This window comes from Mycobacterium sp. (assembly GCF_035640695.1).
Classification (GTDB): domain Bacteria; phylum Actinomycetota; class Actinomycetes; order Mycobacteriales; family Mycobacteriaceae; genus Mycobacterium.
The window spans coordinates 1-15,743 of sequence record NZ_DASQVQ010000060.1; the positions used below are offsets into that span (position 1 = coordinate 1).

17 protein-coding genes are annotated in these 15,743 nt (G+C 65.4%); 11 read left to right on the plus strand and 6 right to left on the minus strand.

Annotated elements, in window-relative coordinates; translation table 11 throughout:
- From VE759_RS07205 to VE759_RS07225, 5 genes are all read left to right on the plus strand, one after another.
- The coding region (locus tag VE759_RS07205; protein WP_324929643.1) for a hypothetical protein at nt 1–390 on the plus strand (390 nt) is incomplete at its 5' end.
- Nucleotides 383–1,885, plus strand: a complete 1,503-nt coding sequence (locus tag VE759_RS07210; RefSeq protein WP_324929644.1) for a glutamate synthase subunit beta — start codon at nt 383–385, stop codon at nt 1,883–1,885. The genes VE759_RS07205 and VE759_RS07210, both read left to right, overlap by 8 nt.
- Before the next feature lie 32 nt (nt 1,886–1,917).
- Entirely contained in the window at nt 1,918–3,336 is a 1,419-nt protein-coding gene (pyk, locus tag VE759_RS07215) for a pyruvate kinase (RefSeq protein ID WP_324929646.1), read from the plus strand.
- A 111-nt stretch (nt 3,337–3,447) separates the two neighbouring features.
- Nucleotides 3,448–4,284: an acyl-CoA thioesterase II gene (locus VE759_RS07220; protein ID WP_324929776.1), complete on the plus strand. Its 837-nt coding sequence runs from the start codon at nt 3,448–3,450 to the stop codon at nt 4,282–4,284.
- 10 nt (nt 4,285–4,294) lie between these two features.
- On the plus strand, nt 4,295–5,689 hold the full coding sequence (locus VE759_RS07225; protein ID WP_324929648.1) for a bifunctional lysylphosphatidylglycerol flippase/synthetase MprF: 1,395 nt from the start codon (nt 4,295–4,297) through the stop codon (nt 5,687–5,689).
- Here the strand turns inward: VE759_RS07225 and VE759_RS07230 are convergent, their stop codons facing one another.
- Nucleotides 5,690–6,190: a DUF4190 domain-containing protein gene (locus VE759_RS07230; protein ID WP_324929650.1), complete on the minus strand. Its 501-nt coding sequence runs from the start codon at nt 6,188–6,190 to the stop codon at nt 5,690–5,692.
- A gap of 60 nt (nt 6,191–6,250) precedes the next feature.
- Nucleotides 6,251–6,886 carry an HdeD family acid-resistance protein gene (locus VE759_RS07235; protein WP_324929652.1) on the minus strand — a complete coding sequence of 212 codons (636 nt, stop codon included), beginning with the start codon at nt 6,884–6,886 and terminating at the stop codon, nt 6,251–6,253.
- A gap of 145 nt (nt 6,887–7,031) precedes the next feature.
- Between VE759_RS07235 and VE759_RS07240 the strand changes: the two genes are divergently transcribed.
- The 3 genes from VE759_RS07240 to VE759_RS07250 are packed head-to-tail and all read left to right on the plus strand — an operon-like array spanning nt 7,032 to nt 9,665.
- Complete coding sequence (locus VE759_RS07240; RefSeq protein WP_324929654.1) at nt 7,032–7,982, plus strand: ABC transporter substrate-binding protein; 951 nt, start codon at nt 7,032–7,034, stop codon at nt 7,980–7,982.
- 1 nt (nt 7,983) lies between these two features.
- Nucleotides 7,984–8,895, plus strand: coding sequence for an amino acid ABC transporter permease (locus VE759_RS07245; RefSeq protein ID WP_324929656.1), 912 nt, complete (start codon nt 7,984–7,986; stop codon nt 8,893–8,895).
- Nucleotides 8,896–8,912: 17 nt separating this feature from the next.
- Nucleotides 8,913–9,665, plus strand: a complete 753-nt coding sequence (locus VE759_RS07250) for an amino acid ABC transporter ATP-binding protein (RefSeq protein WP_324929778.1) — start codon at nt 8,913–8,915, stop codon at nt 9,663–9,665.
- On the opposite strand, the gene VE759_RS07255 is transcribed toward VE759_RS07250, so the two are convergent.
- The gene (locus VE759_RS07255; RefSeq protein ID WP_324929658.1) at nt 9,662–10,285 is read right to left on the minus strand and encodes a TetR/AcrR family transcriptional regulator; all 624 of its coding nucleotides are present in this window, start codon (nt 10,283–10,285) and stop codon (nt 9,662–9,664) included. The two genes, VE759_RS07250 and VE759_RS07255, sit on opposite strands and share 4 nt — an antisense overlap.
- A gap of 23 nt (nt 10,286–10,308) precedes the next feature.
- On the opposite strand from VE759_RS07255, the gene VE759_RS07260 reads away from it, so the two are divergent.
- Nucleotides 10,309–11,151 carry an alpha/beta hydrolase gene (locus VE759_RS07260; protein WP_324929659.1) on the plus strand — a complete coding sequence of 281 codons (843 nt, stop codon included), beginning with the start codon at nt 10,309–10,311 and terminating at the stop codon, nt 11,149–11,151.
- Here VE759_RS07260 and VE759_RS07265 read toward each other — a convergent pair.
- Nucleotides 11,091–12,455, minus strand: coding sequence for an adenylate/guanylate cyclase domain-containing protein (locus tag VE759_RS07265; protein ID WP_324929661.1), 1,365 nt, complete (start codon nt 12,453–12,455; stop codon nt 11,091–11,093). The genes VE759_RS07260 and VE759_RS07265 overlap by 61 nt on opposite strands.
- A 331-nt stretch (nt 12,456–12,786) precedes the next feature.
- On the opposite strand from VE759_RS07265, the gene VE759_RS07270 reads away from it, so the two are divergent.
- A complete protein-coding gene (locus tag VE759_RS07270; RefSeq protein WP_324929663.1) occupies nt 12,787–12,981 on the plus strand; it encodes a CsbD family protein in 195 nt (64 codons plus the stop codon).
- A gap of 152 nt (nt 12,982–13,133) precedes the next feature.
- On the opposite strand, the gene VE759_RS07275 is transcribed toward VE759_RS07270, so the two are convergent.
- Nucleotides 13,134–13,937, minus strand: a complete 804-nt coding sequence (locus tag VE759_RS07275) for a GvpL/GvpF family gas vesicle protein (RefSeq protein ID WP_324929665.1) — start codon at nt 13,935–13,937, stop codon at nt 13,134–13,136.
- Nucleotides 13,934–14,332, minus strand: a complete 399-nt coding sequence (gvpJ, locus tag VE759_RS07280; protein ID WP_324929666.1) for a gas vesicle protein GvpJ — start codon at nt 14,330–14,332, stop codon at nt 13,934–13,936. Before gvpJ ends, VE759_RS07275 begins: the two co-directional genes overlap by 4 nt.
- Before the next feature lie 599 nt (nt 14,333–14,931).
- On the opposite strand from gvpJ, the gene VE759_RS07285 reads away from it, so the two are divergent.
- A complete protein-coding gene (locus VE759_RS07285; RefSeq protein ID WP_324929667.1) occupies nt 14,932–15,741 on the plus strand; it encodes a hypothetical protein in 810 nt (269 codons plus the stop codon).
- The last annotated feature ends 2 nt before the right edge of the window (nt 15,742–15,743 follow it).

Genomic DNA, 15,743 nt, shown 5'->3' on the forward strand with positions numbered 1-15,743 from the left:
GCCGAGGGCGTCGGCGATCACGCGTGCGAGTACATGACCGGCGGCCGCGTGGTGGTGCTGGGCCGCACCGGCCGCAACTTTGCCGCGGGCATGTCCGGCGGCATCGCGTACGTGCTTGGCTTGCAACCCGACAACGTCAACAGGGAAATGGTCGAGCTGCAGACCCTCGACCACGACGACCTCGTCTGGCTCAGAGACGTCGTCGCCCGGCACGCCCAGCTCACCGGCAGCACCGTCGCAACCTCAGTGCTGTCCGACTGGCCCAGGCGCAGCGCCCAATTCACTAAGGTCATGCCCGCCGACTACCAGCGGGTGCTCGAGGCGACCCGGATGGCCAAGGCGGAGGGGCGCGACGTCGATGCCGCGATCATGGAGGCCAGCCGTGGCTGATCCGCATGGGTTCCTCGAAGTCGCCAAGGTGGAGGCCGCCAAGCGGCCCGTTGACGAACGCGTGGGGGACTGGAAGGAGGTCTACGAGCGCCAGGACCCGAACGCGCGCGCCGGCGAGGTTTCTCAGCAGGCCCGCCGCTGCATGGACTGCGGTATCCCGTTCTGCCACTCCGGAACCGCCGGCTGCCCGCTCGGCAATCTGATCCCCGAATGGAACGACTTGGTGTGCAGGGGCCGCTGGGACGCCGCCAGCGATCGGCTGCACGCCACCAACAATTTCCCGGAGTTCACCGGCAGGCTGTGTCCGGCCCCGTGCGAGGCGGCGTGCGTGTTGTCCATTGGAGAGGACAAGACCGGCGGCAGCGTCACGATCAAACGCATCGAGAACACCATCGCCGACCACGCCTGGCTCAACGGGATTGTCGAACCGCAGCCCGCCGCGATCAGCACCGGCAAGCGTGTCGCCGTCGTCGGCTCCGGCCCTGCGGGATTGGCTGCCGCACAACAGCTCACCCGCGCCGGCCACGAGGTCACCGTCTACGAGCGCGACGACCGGATCGGCGGCCTGCTGCGCTACGGGATCCCCGAATACAAGATGGAGAAGTCCGTGCTCAATCAGCGGCTGGCCCAAATGCGCGCGGAAGGAACGCGTTTCGTCACCGATACCGAAGTGGGCGTTGACCTTTCCGTCGCGGCGCTACGCGACGAGCACGATGCCGTGGTACTCGCGGTCGGTGCGCTGCGGGCCCGTGACTACGCTGTCGAGGGCCGCAACCTCAACGGTGTGCACCTCGCGATGGAGCATCTGGTGCCGTCCAACCGGGAACGCGAGGGCGACGGACCGTCACCAATCACGGCCGAGGACAAGCACGTCGTGATCATCGGCGGCGGCGACACCGGCGCCGACTGCCTTGGCACCGCGCACCGCCAGGGCGCGCGGTCCGTCACCCAGCTCGACTACAACCCCGAGCCGCCCGGGGTCCGCGACGAGTACCAATCCCCCTGGCCGACATGGCCGCTGGTGCTGCGCACCTCGCCCGCCCACGCGGAGGGTGGTCAGCGCCGCTACGAGGTCGCCGTGCAGCGCTTCATCGGCGACGACCACGGCAACCTGCGCGCCATCGAGGTAGCCGAGGTGCGCGTCACCCGCGACGCCGACGGCCGGCGCGTCATCACCCCGGTCGGCGACTCGCTGGAACTGCCATGCGAGTTGGCGCTGCTGGCAATCGGCTTCGACGGAGTCGAACACATGCCGCTGCTGGATGGCCTCGGGCTGAAACTGAACCGCCGCGGCGCGCTGCCGTGCGGGCCGGATTGGCAGACCACCGCCCCCGGGGTATTCGTGTGCGGCGACGCGCACCGCGGCGCGTCGCTGATCGTCTGGGCCATTGCGGAGGGCCGCAGCGCCGCCCACGCCGTCGACACCTACCTGATGGGGGAGTCAGATCTGCCCGATCCGGTCCAGCCCACCGCGCTGCCGCTCGCCGTCGTGTGAAATGGCGGTCGGCGCGACTATGCTCGGAAGCCGTGAATAGGCGCGGCAAGATCGTCTGTACGCTCGGGCCGGCGACCAGCACCGACGAGTCCATCAGAGCCCTCGTGGAAGCCGGCATGGACGTGGCCCGGCTCAACTTCAGCCACGGCGACCACTCCGACCACAAGGCCCACTACGATCGGGTCCGCGGGGCCTCCGATGTCACCGGTCATGCGGTCGGAATCATGGCCGATCTGCAGGGCCCGAAGATCCGCCTCGGCCGCTTCGCCGCGGGCCCCACGTACTGGCAGACCGGCGAAACGGTTCGTGTCACCGTGGAGGACTGCGAGGGCAGCCACGATCGGGTGTCCACCACCTACAAGCACCTCACCGAGGACGCGGCCCCGGGCGATCGCGTGCTGGTCGACGACGGCAAGGTCGCGTTGGTGGTCGAGGGGGTCGACGGCACGGACGTGGTGTGCCGGGTTACCGAGGGCGGTCCGGTCAGCAACAACAAGGGTCTGTCCCTGCCCGGGATGAACGTGTCGGTGCCGGCACTGTCCGAAAAGGACATCGACGACCTCGAGTTCGCGCTGAGCCTCGGCATCGATTTGGTGGCGATGTCGTTCGTCCGGTCGCCCGCGGACGTGGAGTTGGCGCACCAGGTGATGGACCGTTTGGGCCGCCGGGTGCCCGTCATCGCCAAGCTGGAAAAGCCGGATGCGATCGACAATCTGGAAGCCGTCGTACTTGCCTTCGACGCGATCATGGTCGCGCGCGGCGACCTGGGTGTGGAGTTGCCGCTCGAGGAAGTACCGCTGGTGCAGAAGCGTGCCATCCAAATGGCAAGGGAGAACGCAAAACCCGTGATCGTCGCGACCCAGATGCTGGAGTCGATGATCGAGAACTCCCGGCCGACCCGTGCCGAAGCGTCCGACGTCGCCAACGCGGTGCTCGATGGGGCCGACGCGCTGATGCTGTCGGGGGAGACCTCGGTGGGCAAGTACCCGCTGGAGGCGGTCAAGACGATGTCGCGGATCATTTCCGCGGTCGAGCAGAACTCGGTGGCCGCACCGCCGCTGGCACACGTACCCCGCACCAAGCGCGGCGTGATCTCGTATGCCGCGCGCGACATCGGAGAACGCCTCGACGCCAAGGCGTTGGTCGCGTTCACCCAGTCCGGCGACACCGTGCGGCGCCTGGCTCGGCTGCACACCCCGCTGCCTTTGCTGGCGTTCACCGCGATGCCGGAGATCCGCAGCCAGTTGGCGCTCACCTGGGGCACCGAAACGTTCATCGTGCCGCAGATGCAAAGCACCGACGGCATGATCCGGCAGGTCGACAAGTCACTGCTGGAGCTCGGCCGCTACAAGCGCGGCGACCTGGTGGTCATCGTCGCGGGCGCCCCGCCGGGCACAGTAGGCTCCACGAATCTGATCCACGTGCACCGGATCGGGGAGGAAGACGTATAGGAGGGCTCATTGTCCGCCGGCGATGAGCCGCTTGCGCGAAGAGCATCAGCTCCCGATGAGCCGCTTGCGCGAAGAGCATCAGCTCCCGATGAGCCCTCCGACTTCGAGCAGTTGCTCGCCGTGCTTGACCTCGAGCGGGTCGACGACGAGACCTATCTCGGGTCGCATCCGTCGAAGAACCCGCCCCGCACCTTCGGCGGCCAGTTGATGGCGCAGTCGCTGATCGCGGGCGCCCGGGCGTTGACCCACGCCAATCCGCCCGCTGCGCTGCAGGCGCACTTCATCGCGGGCGGCGACCCGACGAAGGACATCGAATACCGGGTGGTGCGGCTGCGCAACGAGCGTCGGTTCGCCAACCAGCGGGTCGACGCATTGCAGGACGGCAACCTGCTCGCCTCGACCATGCTGTCCTTCTTGTCCGGTGGCCGGGGGCTCGAGCACGGCGTCAGCCCGCCAGACGTGCCCGATCCGCTCTCCGTGCCGCCGGTTGACGAGCTGCTGCGCGGCTATGAGGAGGTCGTTCCGCATTTCGTCAAGGCGCTGCGGCCGATCGACTGGCGCTATACCAATGACCCGACCTGGGTGATGCGCGATAAGGGGGAGCGGCTCACCTACAACCGGGTGTGGATGAAGGCCGCCGGCGACCTCCCCGACGATCCGCTGCTGCACACCGCCGCGATGGTGTATTCATCCGACACCACCCTGCTCGACTCGATCATCACCACCCACGGTCTGTCATGGGGCTACGACCGGATCTTTGCCGTGTCGGCCAACCACTCGGTCTGGTTTCACCGGCAGGTCCGGTTCGACGACTGGGTGCTGTACTCGAGCTCGTCGCCGGCCGCGCACGATTCCCGCGGCCTCGGCACCGGCCATTTCTTCGACCGGAATGGTCACCTTCTGGCAACAGTCGTTCAGGAAGGCATCGTCAAGCACTTTCCTGGGTAATCTTCTGGTAGTGACAGATCCGCCGGTCAAGGTCGCCAAGGTCCGCGCCCGGGAACGGGTAGTGGTTAATGTCGACTCGCCCGCGGCGCGGTGGATCGGCTCGCTGGCGGTCCTCAGCATGTTTTGCTGGCTGATCGTGCTGCTGGCCCGGGATCATCACCATCCGAATTGGGAAGCCGCCGGCCGCTTGGCGTGGTCGCTGACCATCTTGGCGGCGGTGGCCTTGATTGCCCGCGGCATCTTCCTGGGCAGACCGGTGACCGCCGCACACGCCAGCGCCGCGGCGATCGTGTTGCTGGCGGGACTGGGTGCGCGCGTTCTGTCATTCGACGTCATCGGCAACTTCTTGATCGCCGGCGCGGGTTTGGCGCTGATGTGGCCGACGACCGCGCCGCCGCAGCCCGACGCGCTGCCGCGGGTGTGGGCGCTGGTGAACGCAACGAGTGGAGATCCGCTGGCGCCCTTTGCAATGCAGGCGATGAAGAGTTATCACTTCAACGCCGACGGGACGGCGGCGATCGCCTACCGCTCCCGCATGGGCTTCGCGGTGGTCAGCGGTGATCCGATCGGCGACGAAACCCGATTTCGGGAGCTGGTGGCGGATTTCATCTCGATGTGCCACACCTGGGGCTGGCGCATCATGGTGCTTGGCTGCAGCGAGCGACGGCTTGATCTGTGGGGCGACCCCACCGTGATCGGCCAGTCCATGATGCGAGTGCCGATCGGATATGACGTGGTCATCGACGTCTCGTCCTTCGACATGGTCGGCCGCAAGTACCGCAACCTGCGGCAGGCGGTTCAGCGGACACACAATTTCGGTATCACCACCGAGATCGTCGGGGAACAGGAGATCGACGACAAGCTGCGGGCCGAGCTGGCCGAGGTGCTGTACGCGTCGCACAGCGGTGCGCGTTTCGAGCGCGGATTTTCGATGATCCTCGATGGCGCGCTGGAGGGCCGGTATCCCGGTATCCGGCTGATCGTTGCTCGTGACCGCTCGGGGCGGGTGCAGGGTTTCCACCGCTACGCGGTGGCAGGCGCCGGCAGCGATGTCACTCTCGACGTGCCATGGCGCCGTCCCGGTGCACCCAACGGCATCGATGAGCGACTGTCCGTCGACATGATCTGTGAATCGAGAGCACTTGGCGCCCAGCGCGTTTCATTGGCATTCGCGGCGTTCCCCGAGCTCTTCAACGCGAAGAACCGCGGCCGGATCCAAAAGCTGTTTTATGCCTTGATTCACCTCCTCGACCCGTTGATCGCGCTGGAGTCGCTGTATCGCTACCTGCGTAAGTTCCATTCGCTGGGCGGGCGGCGCTATGCGCTGGTGTCCGTGCAGCACATCCTGCCGGCGTTGTTCGTGCTGCTGTCACTGGAATTCATGCCGCGCCGGCGCCGGCTGTGACTACGGGGTCAGCGTGACGCTGTAGCGATTCTGGATGTGCTGCCGGAACTGGTCGGCGCATTGCTGCACCTTGGTCGAGTCGTTACCCGCTTTGTTCAGGCAGTCGACGTAGTCGCCGGCGCCAACCTCCTTGAACACCGCGACCCAGATCACGATGAAGGCAATGCTCGCAACGATGGCGACAAACCCCAACACGATTCCTGCGATCGCTATGCCGCCGTTGTCGGCCTCGCCGCGCTTGACGCGGCCCCGCCCGGCAAAGCCGATCACCACCGCGACGATGCCCAGGATGATGCCGAGCACGACCGATGCGCAAGTGAACACCGCGATGATCGCGATGACCAGCGATGCGACCCCGAGCCCATTGCGCGGTCCAACCGGCGGCGCCGCGGAGTAACCCGCGTACGGCTGTGGCGGTGGAGGCGGATAACCCTGGCCGGGCGGATACGAATACGGCGGCGGCGGGGGCGGTGGCGTCGCTGGCTTGTCCGGTTCGGTCATGGCCGACACGGTACCCGCCGACGCTCGACCCCGGTTGGCGGACAGCGAATGTCGGCCGCCTCAGCCTGCGGTCGCGCCCCTGGTCGGACCTGGGCCCTGGGCCGTGGTGACCCGCCCCCCACGGAGGTCGTCGACCTTGTTGGCCGCCCCACGGATGCCGAACGACGACGCGATTTCGAACACGCCCATGATGATCAGCCAGATGCCGACTACGAGCACCAGCGTGACCAGCGAATCGAACGGCGATGCCAGCACGACGACGCCGGCGATGATGGTAATGACACCGAAAAAGATATTCCAACCACGTCCGGGCAGGCCCGGCTCGCTAATCGCCGATATCGTGGTCGCGACGCCGCGGAAGATGAAACCGACCGCGATCCAGATGGCGAGCAGAAGGATAGCGGTCGATGGATCCTTCCCGAAGTGCCGAAACGCCAGCACCGCAAGAATCAACGATGCCGCGCCGCTGATGAACAGCAGGACACGCCCACCCGCCGACACGTGCAGGCTGAACGCGAACACCACCTGTGCGATGCCGGACACCACCAGGTAGGCGCCCAGCAAGATCGCCGCGGCGAGGATCGATATGCCGGGCCAAACCAGCATCAGAACACCCAGGATGATGGACAAGACCCCGGAGAGCAGCGTCGATTTCCAGAGATGCCGCAATAGGCTTGGCGGCTCAGGACTAGTCATGCAAGAAGTGTTTCACAGCACCGATCCGCCGAGTGGACTTTCGTCATTTGAATAACGCGTCGTGAGGCGGCCGGGTCGTTAATGTTCCGTTACCGGCAATGCGCGCTGGGTCCACGGTCGTTAACGTCAGCACGTCGACGGCCCGATGCGGAAAGATGAGGCAATCGTGGTGAGCGGATGTCAACGACGTCGGGGGAAATCAAGCACGGGATGGCGACTCGCAGCGGTGATCGCTGCATCCGCACTGGTGGCGCTTGTCGGATGCGCCAGTAACACCGAAACGTCCGGAACTTCGACGAGCGCGACCACATCGGTGTCGGTCGCCAAGGTGGATGACATCGCAAACACGCTGCCGGACAAGATCAAGTCGTCCGGCAAGCTGGTCGTCGGCGTCAATGTCCCTTACACGCCAAACGAGTTCAAGGACCCCAGCGGCAAGATCATCGGCTTCGATGTCGATCTGATGAATGCGGTCGCGTCGGTGCTCGGATTGAAGCCCGATTACCGTGAATCCGACTTCGACAAGATCATTCCGTCGATCCAGGGCGGCACGTACGACGTCGGAATGTCGTCGTTCACGGACACCAAGGAACGCGAGCAGACCGTCGACTTCGTCACCTACTTCTCGGCCGGTGTGCTGTGGGCTCAACGCGCGGGCGCGCCGATCGATCCGAACAATGCTTGTGGCAAGAAAGTGGCCGTGCAGTCAACGACCATCGAGGACACCGACGAGATCCCGGCCAAGAGCGACGCCTGCGTCAAGGCCGGCAAGCCGCCGATCGACAAGCAGAAATACGACCGTCAAGACGACGCCACCAACGCGCTGGTGCTGGGCAAGGTCGACGCGATGTCGGCGGACTCCCCGGTGACGTCCTGGGCCATCAAGCAGAGCAACGGCAGGCTCCAGGCGGCCGGCGAGACCTTTGACTCCGCGCCGTACGGCTGGCCGGTGGCCAAGGGATCGCCGCTCGGGCAAACACTGCTGAAGGCGTTGGAACACCTGATGCAGACCGGCGACTACAAGACCATCGCGTCCAACTGGGGTGTCCAGTCCGGGATGATCCAGAAGCCGGTGATCAACGGCGCCGTCAGTTGACATGACCGCACCGGCCACGTCGCCGCAAGCCATCGACGCCGTCCCGTTGCGGCACCCGTGGCGATGGTTCACGGCGGTCCTCATCATCGTCCTGGTCGGGCTGTTCCTGTACGGCGCGGCGACCAACTCGGCATACGGCTGGTCCACATATCGGAAATACCTCTTCGACCAACGCGTTTCGTCGGCTGCGTGGAACACCCTTCAGCTGACCATCTGGGCAATGGTGCTCGGGCTGGTGCTCGGCGTCGTCCTGGCGGTGATGCGACTATCGCCGAATCCGGTGTTCAAGTCGGTGGCGTGGGTTTATCTGTGGATCTTCCGCGGGACCCCGGTCTATGTGCAGTTGGTGTTCTGGGGGCTGTTTCCGACGCTCTACCAGAACATTCAGCTGGGTGTTCCGTTCGGGCCGGCGTTCTTTCACATTCATTTGCAAGGTCTTTCGATCAACTTCATCCTTGCAGCCGTCGGGCTGGGACTCAATGAAGCCGCCTATATGGCCGAAATCATCAGGGCCGGCATCAATTCGGTGCCAGAAGGACAGTTCGAAGCGTCAACAGCCCTTGGCATGTCGTGGTTCATGACGATGCGGCGCATCGTGCTTCCGCAGGCCATGCGTGTCATCATCCCGCCGACCGGTAACGAAGTGATCAGCATGCTGAAGACAACGTCGCTGGTGACTGCGGTGCCGTACACCCTCGATCTGTACGGCCGGGCCCGCGACATCTCGGGTGTGATCTTCCAGCCCATTCCGCTGTTGCTCGTTGCGGCGACGTGGTATTTGGCGATCACCAGCGCGCTGATGGTCGGCCAGTATTACCTGGAGCGGTACTTCTCGCGCGGAATCTCTCGCAAGCTGACCTCTAAACAGCTCGAGGCGCTGGCCGAGGCCCAACAGGTGGGCCAGCACCCATGACGACATCGACGCGACCCATGGTGCTCGCCGACGCGGTCTGCAAGAACTTCGGCGCGCTCAAGGTGCTCAAGGGCATAACTCTTGAGGTGGGCAAGGGTCAGGTGCTCGTCATCGTCGGACCGTCCGGGTCCGGGAAGTCGACGTTCCTGCGCTGCATCAACCACTTGGAACAGATCAGCGCGGGCCGGCTATACGTGGACGGCGTGCTCGTCGGCTACCGCGAGGCCCGCGGCAAGCTGCACGAACTGCGGCCCCGCGATGCGGCCAAGCAGCGCCGCGACGTGGGCATGGTGTTCCAGCACTTCAACCTCTTTCCGCACCGCACCGCGTTGGAGAACATCATCGAGGCGCCCGTTCACGTCAACAAGGTCAAGCGTGACCAGGCCGTCGCCCGGGCCAAGGACCTGCTCGACCAGGTCGGGCTGTCGGACAAGGCAAACGCCTACCCGGCGCAGCTCTCCGGCGGACAGCAGCAGCGAGTCGCGATCGCCCGGGCGTTGGCCATGAACCCGAAGCTGATGCTTTTCGACGAGCCCACCTCGGCGCTGGACCCCGAGCTGGTCGGCGAAGTCCTGGGCGTGATGAAAAAGCTTGCCGGTGAGGGCATGACGATGCTGGTGGTGACCCACGAGATGGGGTTTGCCCGCGAGGTCGCCGACCAGCTGGTGTTCATGGACGACGGGGTTATCGTGGAGAGTGGCAAGCCACGCGAAGTGCTGGCCAACCCCAAACACCAACGGACCCAAGCATTTCTGTCGAAGCTGCTTTAGCGCGAGGCGGTTTCCGGACCGCAGATGACGTTGACGGCCGCATCGATCAAGCCGTCAATCACGTTGCCGTTCGCCCCCGTGCGGATGCGCAGGGCGATGTTGTTCAATGCGGCCGTGGCGATTTCGGCGAGCGCCGGAGCGGGTGCGGCCGCCAGCTCACCGTCTTCGGCCGCGCGCTGGAACCGCTCGGTGAACAGCTCGGTGAACGCGTCGAACGTCGCCTCGACTTCGGATCGGACCCGCTCGTCTCGCACCGCCTCGGTCACCGCGGTGCCGACCAGGAAGCAACCACGCGAGCAGCCCTCGCCGCCCCGATAAAACTCGGCCGCGCCGCGGTAGACCGCGCGCAACGTCGCACGCAGCGGCCGCGGCTTGGCAAGCTCGGCAGCAAGCGCTGACCGGCTGTCGGCGCCATAGCGGGTGACCGCGGCCTGATACAGCGCCCGCTTGTCGCCGAAGCCTGCGTAGATGCTCGGCCTGTTCATGCCCATCGCGGCGGCGAGCTCGTCGAGCGACGTCGCGGCATAGCCGTTGCACCAGAACGTGTCGCGCGCGCGTTTTAGCGCCGCGTCGGGTTCATATTCTCGCGGGCGCCCGCGCCGCTTCGTTCCGGACTCCACATTTTTATACTACATTGTACAAAATGAAGACATGCGAGATCGACGGGCGCCGCGTCCAGTACATCGAGGCCGGCGCCGGTGAAGCGGTCCTGCTGCTGCACGGCTACCCGCAGAGCGCGTCGTGCTGGCGTCATCAAATCGCTGCGCTCGCCCCGCGCCACCGGGTCATCGCAGCCGACTGGCCCGGGTTCGGCCGATCCGAGCCGCCCGCCACACCGCCCACTTATGAGGCCGAGGTCGGACGCATCGAACAGTTGGCTGACTGGTTGGGCTTGGACCGCTTCAACCTCTTCGCTCACGACTACGGCGGATTCCTCGGGCTCGGCTACGCCATGAATCATCCGGACCGGGTGCTGCGGCTCGCTCTGTTGAACACGCGGGCGCACGGCGTCTTTCGTCCGTGGTTCTATCGGTTCTCGCTTGGTCAGCACTGGGTCGCGACGCACGATGTCGCCGCGGTTGCACGGCGTCGGCTGCCGCTGAAGGCTTTGCATCACCTGGCGCTGCGGCGCTATCGCACGCTTGGCTGCTTCGACACCGAGTTGGAAGCCGAGTACCTCGGCTGGATGGACTCCCACGCCGGCAAACGGACCTACTGGGAGTTCTTCGCGCACTACCACGTGCCGCCGATTCCGTGGCTGGCCGCTGGGTTGGAGCGGATCGACTGCCCGACCGCGATCGTGTGGGGCGATGCGGATCCCTACATCCCATTCAGCACCGCACGCGAACTCGCCGACCGGATTCCCGGCGCGACACTGACCCGCCTGCGCGGCGCCGACCACTACGTGATGGAAGAACGTCCCGATCAGGTGACGTCGGCACTGGTGGACCTGCTGGCCACCGAGACCTCGCTGCGCACCGGCTGATCGGCGGCACCGTTGCCGTCCAGGTCTCGTTGCTCGACGAGGAACCACGTGCGCATCTTGCCCTTGCCCTTCACGGTCACCTCGCCGCGTTCCTCGAGAACGAATTCCGGATCCAGTCGCCGGTAAAGGTCGTGCGGGATTTGGATTTTCCCCTCGACGCCGGTGGATTCCATGCGCGAGGCGACATTGACGGCGTCGCCCCAGACGTCGTAAAAGAATCTGCGCGTGCCGACCACGCCGGCGACCAGCGGTCCCGCGCCGATGCCCATCCGCAGCGGCACCTCGCGTCCACGTGGATCGATCAGCCCGTCGACGGTGTCGCGCATGTTGATCGCGAGGCAGGCCAGTGCCTCGAGGTGATCCGGCCGCGGCTCGGGGACTCCGCTCACCACGATGTAGCAGTCGCCGCTCGTCTTGATCTTCTCCAGCCCGTGACGTTCGACCAGCTGGTCGAAATCGGTGTAGAGCCGGTTCAGGAACTCGACGAGGTCGGCCGGCGTCATGTCGCTGGCCCGCTCGGTGTAGCCGGCGATGTCGGCGAACAGGATCGAGGCATCGGCGTACCTGTCGGCGATGATCGTGGCCGACGGATTTTTCAGCCGCGCCGCGATGCTGCCCGGCAGGATGTTTTCCAGCAACGACTCGGACCGCTCATACTCCTGGTCCATCGCGTCTTCCGCGCGTGCGATCTCACGCAGCGCATAGGACACCGTCGCGAGAACCATGCCCCACGCCGCGATCACGTTGATCACGAAGCCCAGTGTGATGGCCCATCCCGGCTGGGCGCCGGTATCGGCGGGCACCAGGAATTGCAGCGCGATCACTATCGCGGCGCCGGTCGCGGCCAATATCGACGCGATCACCATGTGGTCGGTGCCGATCACCAGCAAGACGATGGTGGCCGCGACCAGATAGTAGAACTGCAGCCCGGAACTGGTGCCGACGGTCCAGGTCACGACCGATAGAGATGCGTACGAGGTCAGAATCAATGTGAGGCTCGGGACCAGCGGGCCGAACCGGTGCAGAAGCGGGACGGCCACGAAGATCAGGGCCGCGACGAAGTTGATCACCGCGACTTCCCACAACCCGCTCGGCGTCACCAGCTGCAACACCGAGAAGGTGACGCTGACGATCGCGGCGAGATATGTGGTGATGTCGATGACCCGCCGGCGGCGCCTGATGCTCTCGAGGTAATGCCTGATCCGGGCCGGTTGACGGATCGCCAGCCGCGGTGGCGGGCCGCAATAGGACCGTCGGAAGAGCGGTGGCTGTTCCGACGCCGTGCCGTCGAGCTCGGCGGCCATGGTCGAAGCCTAACGCTATCGCCGCGGTTTCCGGCGTCCAGGAACACCCCATTCTGTTCGATCGGATTGCGACCGACGCGCGGCATGTTGGCGGCGAAGCCCGGCTCTGCGCGGCCAACCGCGAGACCGCACAAGATCGTGTACCCCGGCGCGATCGCGAGCTGCTCGCGGACGATCTCGGCATATCCGGCGATCGAGACCTGCACGCGGGTGCCCGGGCACCGCAGCGGCTCTGGAGCTGGCACGTAACAGCTACGGCGCTAGGGCCGCCGGGTTTCGTGCAATCGACAGTGGGTAGCCATTTCCCGAGCACGCGCAGAGGAGGGTGGCCATGAGCGGTCGCGATAAGGCCAGCAACAAGGCTCAAAAGGCTAAGGGCAAGATCAAAGAGGTGGCGGGTCGAGGCACCGGAGATCGTGCGCTCGAAAACCAAGGCAAAGACGACCAACGCGCCGCTGATATGAAGGACGCGGGCGAGAAGGTCAAGGATGCAGTCCGTCCGAAGGGCAGCGGACGTCTGCGGTAGGAGATGCGCGAGGCCGCCAAGCACGGTGACCCTACCTGTTTCGGCTTAATCGACAATCGACACGCACCAGCTAGGCACACAGGGATGCGGCAGCTGACAGTCAAGCGCGCACCGCTCCCGATGCGAGTTGCAACGTCGCTGCGTCGCCCCGCTTACCCTGGCGGCCTGGTTGTGACGACGAAGTCGTAAGCAGCAAGAGGACCCAGTAACCGCAAACTCACCCGCTCCCCCCAGGCGTCGGCGAGCCGATTCGACACAGTTTCCAGCTCGGATTGGGAGTCCACCCGGGCAAGCACGGCGACATGCACGGCGTCGTATTCGTGGGTGGGTTCGCGGACATTGACGGCGCTGGCCAGCTCACCGACCGCGTCGACCACCGTCGCGGTGTCCTGCCGGCGTTTGAGCTCGATCGCATTGGCGATCAGCTCGCCGAGCGCAATCTGCGAATTACGCGACAGCTCTTCGGGTTTGTTGCGAATGTCCTCCAGCAGCGCGCGAGCCCGCTCACTCTCGGACAGCACCTCGACGAGGAGCGCCTCCTCGTCGTAGCGGCCCTTGACGATGTACTCGGCGCTGCCCTCAAGCGCGCTGAGCGCTTGTGCGAACTCGTCGTGGTGCTCGCGCAGCAGCTCACCGGCCACCGACTCGGCGTCGCTCATGACCGCGCCGAACCGCAACGGAAGCACCGGAGCCACGCTTGCGGTGCCGTCCAACAACTTCGCGTGGCCCCGCAGGTCCTCCGGGCTGCCCAACGCGCGATCGCTTGGAACGGGACTCACCAGCGCGGCGATCTCACCCTCGCGGACCACGTCGACCTTCGCGGGAGGATCGCCGATGCCTTGAGCATCCTCCTCCACCTCGACGTCACCGGGGACGATCCCATAAACATAGATTGCGGTGCGCGGCTCGACATCTTGGTCTTGTTGGTCTTGGTCTTCAAGCTGCGAGGAGGTCATCGCTCCTCCCGGCGGCTTCGGACCCGCTTGGACTTCTGGCCCTGGGGCTGCCCCTGGGCGAGAAAGTCACCGAGCTTCTCACCAGCGGCCTCCAAAACGCCCTGGGTCTTGCTCTTGGAGCCGCCCGACTTGACGCTCGACACGATGTCGGCCAGACCCTTGGGTTCGCTGGTCGATATCTGCAGTCGATTGACGGCCTGCGCGAATCGCAGATAGGTGTCCACGCTGGCGATCACCACGCGAGCGTCGATCGTTATCAACTCGATCCCGACGAGCGACAGTCGGACGTAGGCGTCGATGACCAGGCCCTTGTCGAGAATCGTGTCGATCACATCGGCCAAGCCGCTGGAGCTCGGACCGCCCGCCCCGCCGGCGGGCTGTATGGCGGTGGTCATGCTAGAGCCCCCTGCCGTGCGGATTCCACTGATCTACACCACTTTGCATGTGCTCTTTCCTCTCGCGACCTCACATGTCGGATGCAGCCGGAGTGAGCGTCGCGGACGACCCCTTTCAACCCTCCAAGGCGCTCGGCCGGTATGGGGCTGCGGCTACCCAAAGCCCGCACGCCTAACCCCGTTGTTCCGAGGGGAAATTCAAGATCTTTCCCTCTGCAACGATCGAATCGTCGCGTGCCATCAACAGCACTCTGACTATGCGGCCAGTAACCAATGCTGCGCGCGTCCGATGACGGCGGCGAGGCACGCATTGATGACGTCGGTACATGCTAACCATAGCTGAGCGAACCGTGGATCAAAACGATTGTCGAGGTGGCGGCCGATGCCGGCTATGCGGAGCTACCCTCCAACGTTCCGTTTGCCAATCGAACACACTTTGCGGTTCGAAAATATCTTGATTTTGACGCGGAAGTTAGCGATTGGCACCGCCTGCGCTGGGTAGTCGCAACACATGCATCCGCCGAAGGCCTTGGCAAGTGGCTCCGGGCATTCGCTCCGGCTGCATCGGCATGGCGACGACGCAACAAGGAGAGTGGATCATGTCAAATGGCGTGGCGACAGGAGCCAAGGTCGCAGCGGCCGTAGGAGCGGGGTATCTGCTCGGCAGAACGCGCAAGATGCGGCTGGCCATGATGCTTGCAGCGGCTGGGATAACAGGGAAGTTTCCAGCTCGGCCAACAGATCTTGTAGCCCACGGCCTCAAGTCCCTCGGCGCATCGGCAGAGCTGAGTGAGCTCACTGAGCAATTGCGCGGCGAGGTGCTCAACGCCGCGAGAGCAGCCGCGTTGACGGCGGCGACCCACCAGGTCGACGCGCTCAACAACCGACTGCAGGGCGCGACGGGGACCGTGGACGCCGACGAGGTGCTCGACGACGTCGGCGAAACGGTCGGCGACACGGTCGACGGCAGCCTCGACACGGTGGGCCGCTCAGTGGCATCGGTGACCGGTCTTCGACGCGGCCGCAGGCGAGATGAGGACGAGGACCTCTACGACGAAGCAGAAGGCTACGACGACGCCGAGGACGAACAGCCGCTGGACGTCGACGAGGAGGAAGGCGCGAACGAGGATTTCGCGGAGGTTGACGAGGAGCCCGAACTGGAGGACATCGACGAGGAGCCCGAGGAGGACCAGGAGCCCGAACTGGAGGACATCGACGAGGAGCCCGAGGACGAAGAACCGCCGCGAGCCGTGACCCGGCGACGCGCGACGCGTCAGCCCACCCGTCCCCGTGCGTCCGGGCGACGGTCGGGCCGGGCAGATTCCGTCGACGAACCCTCTGTGGGAGCTGCTCGCCGCCGGCCCAGCAAGGCGGCGACGAAGCGGGCACCGGTACGGCGAGGCAGGTGAGA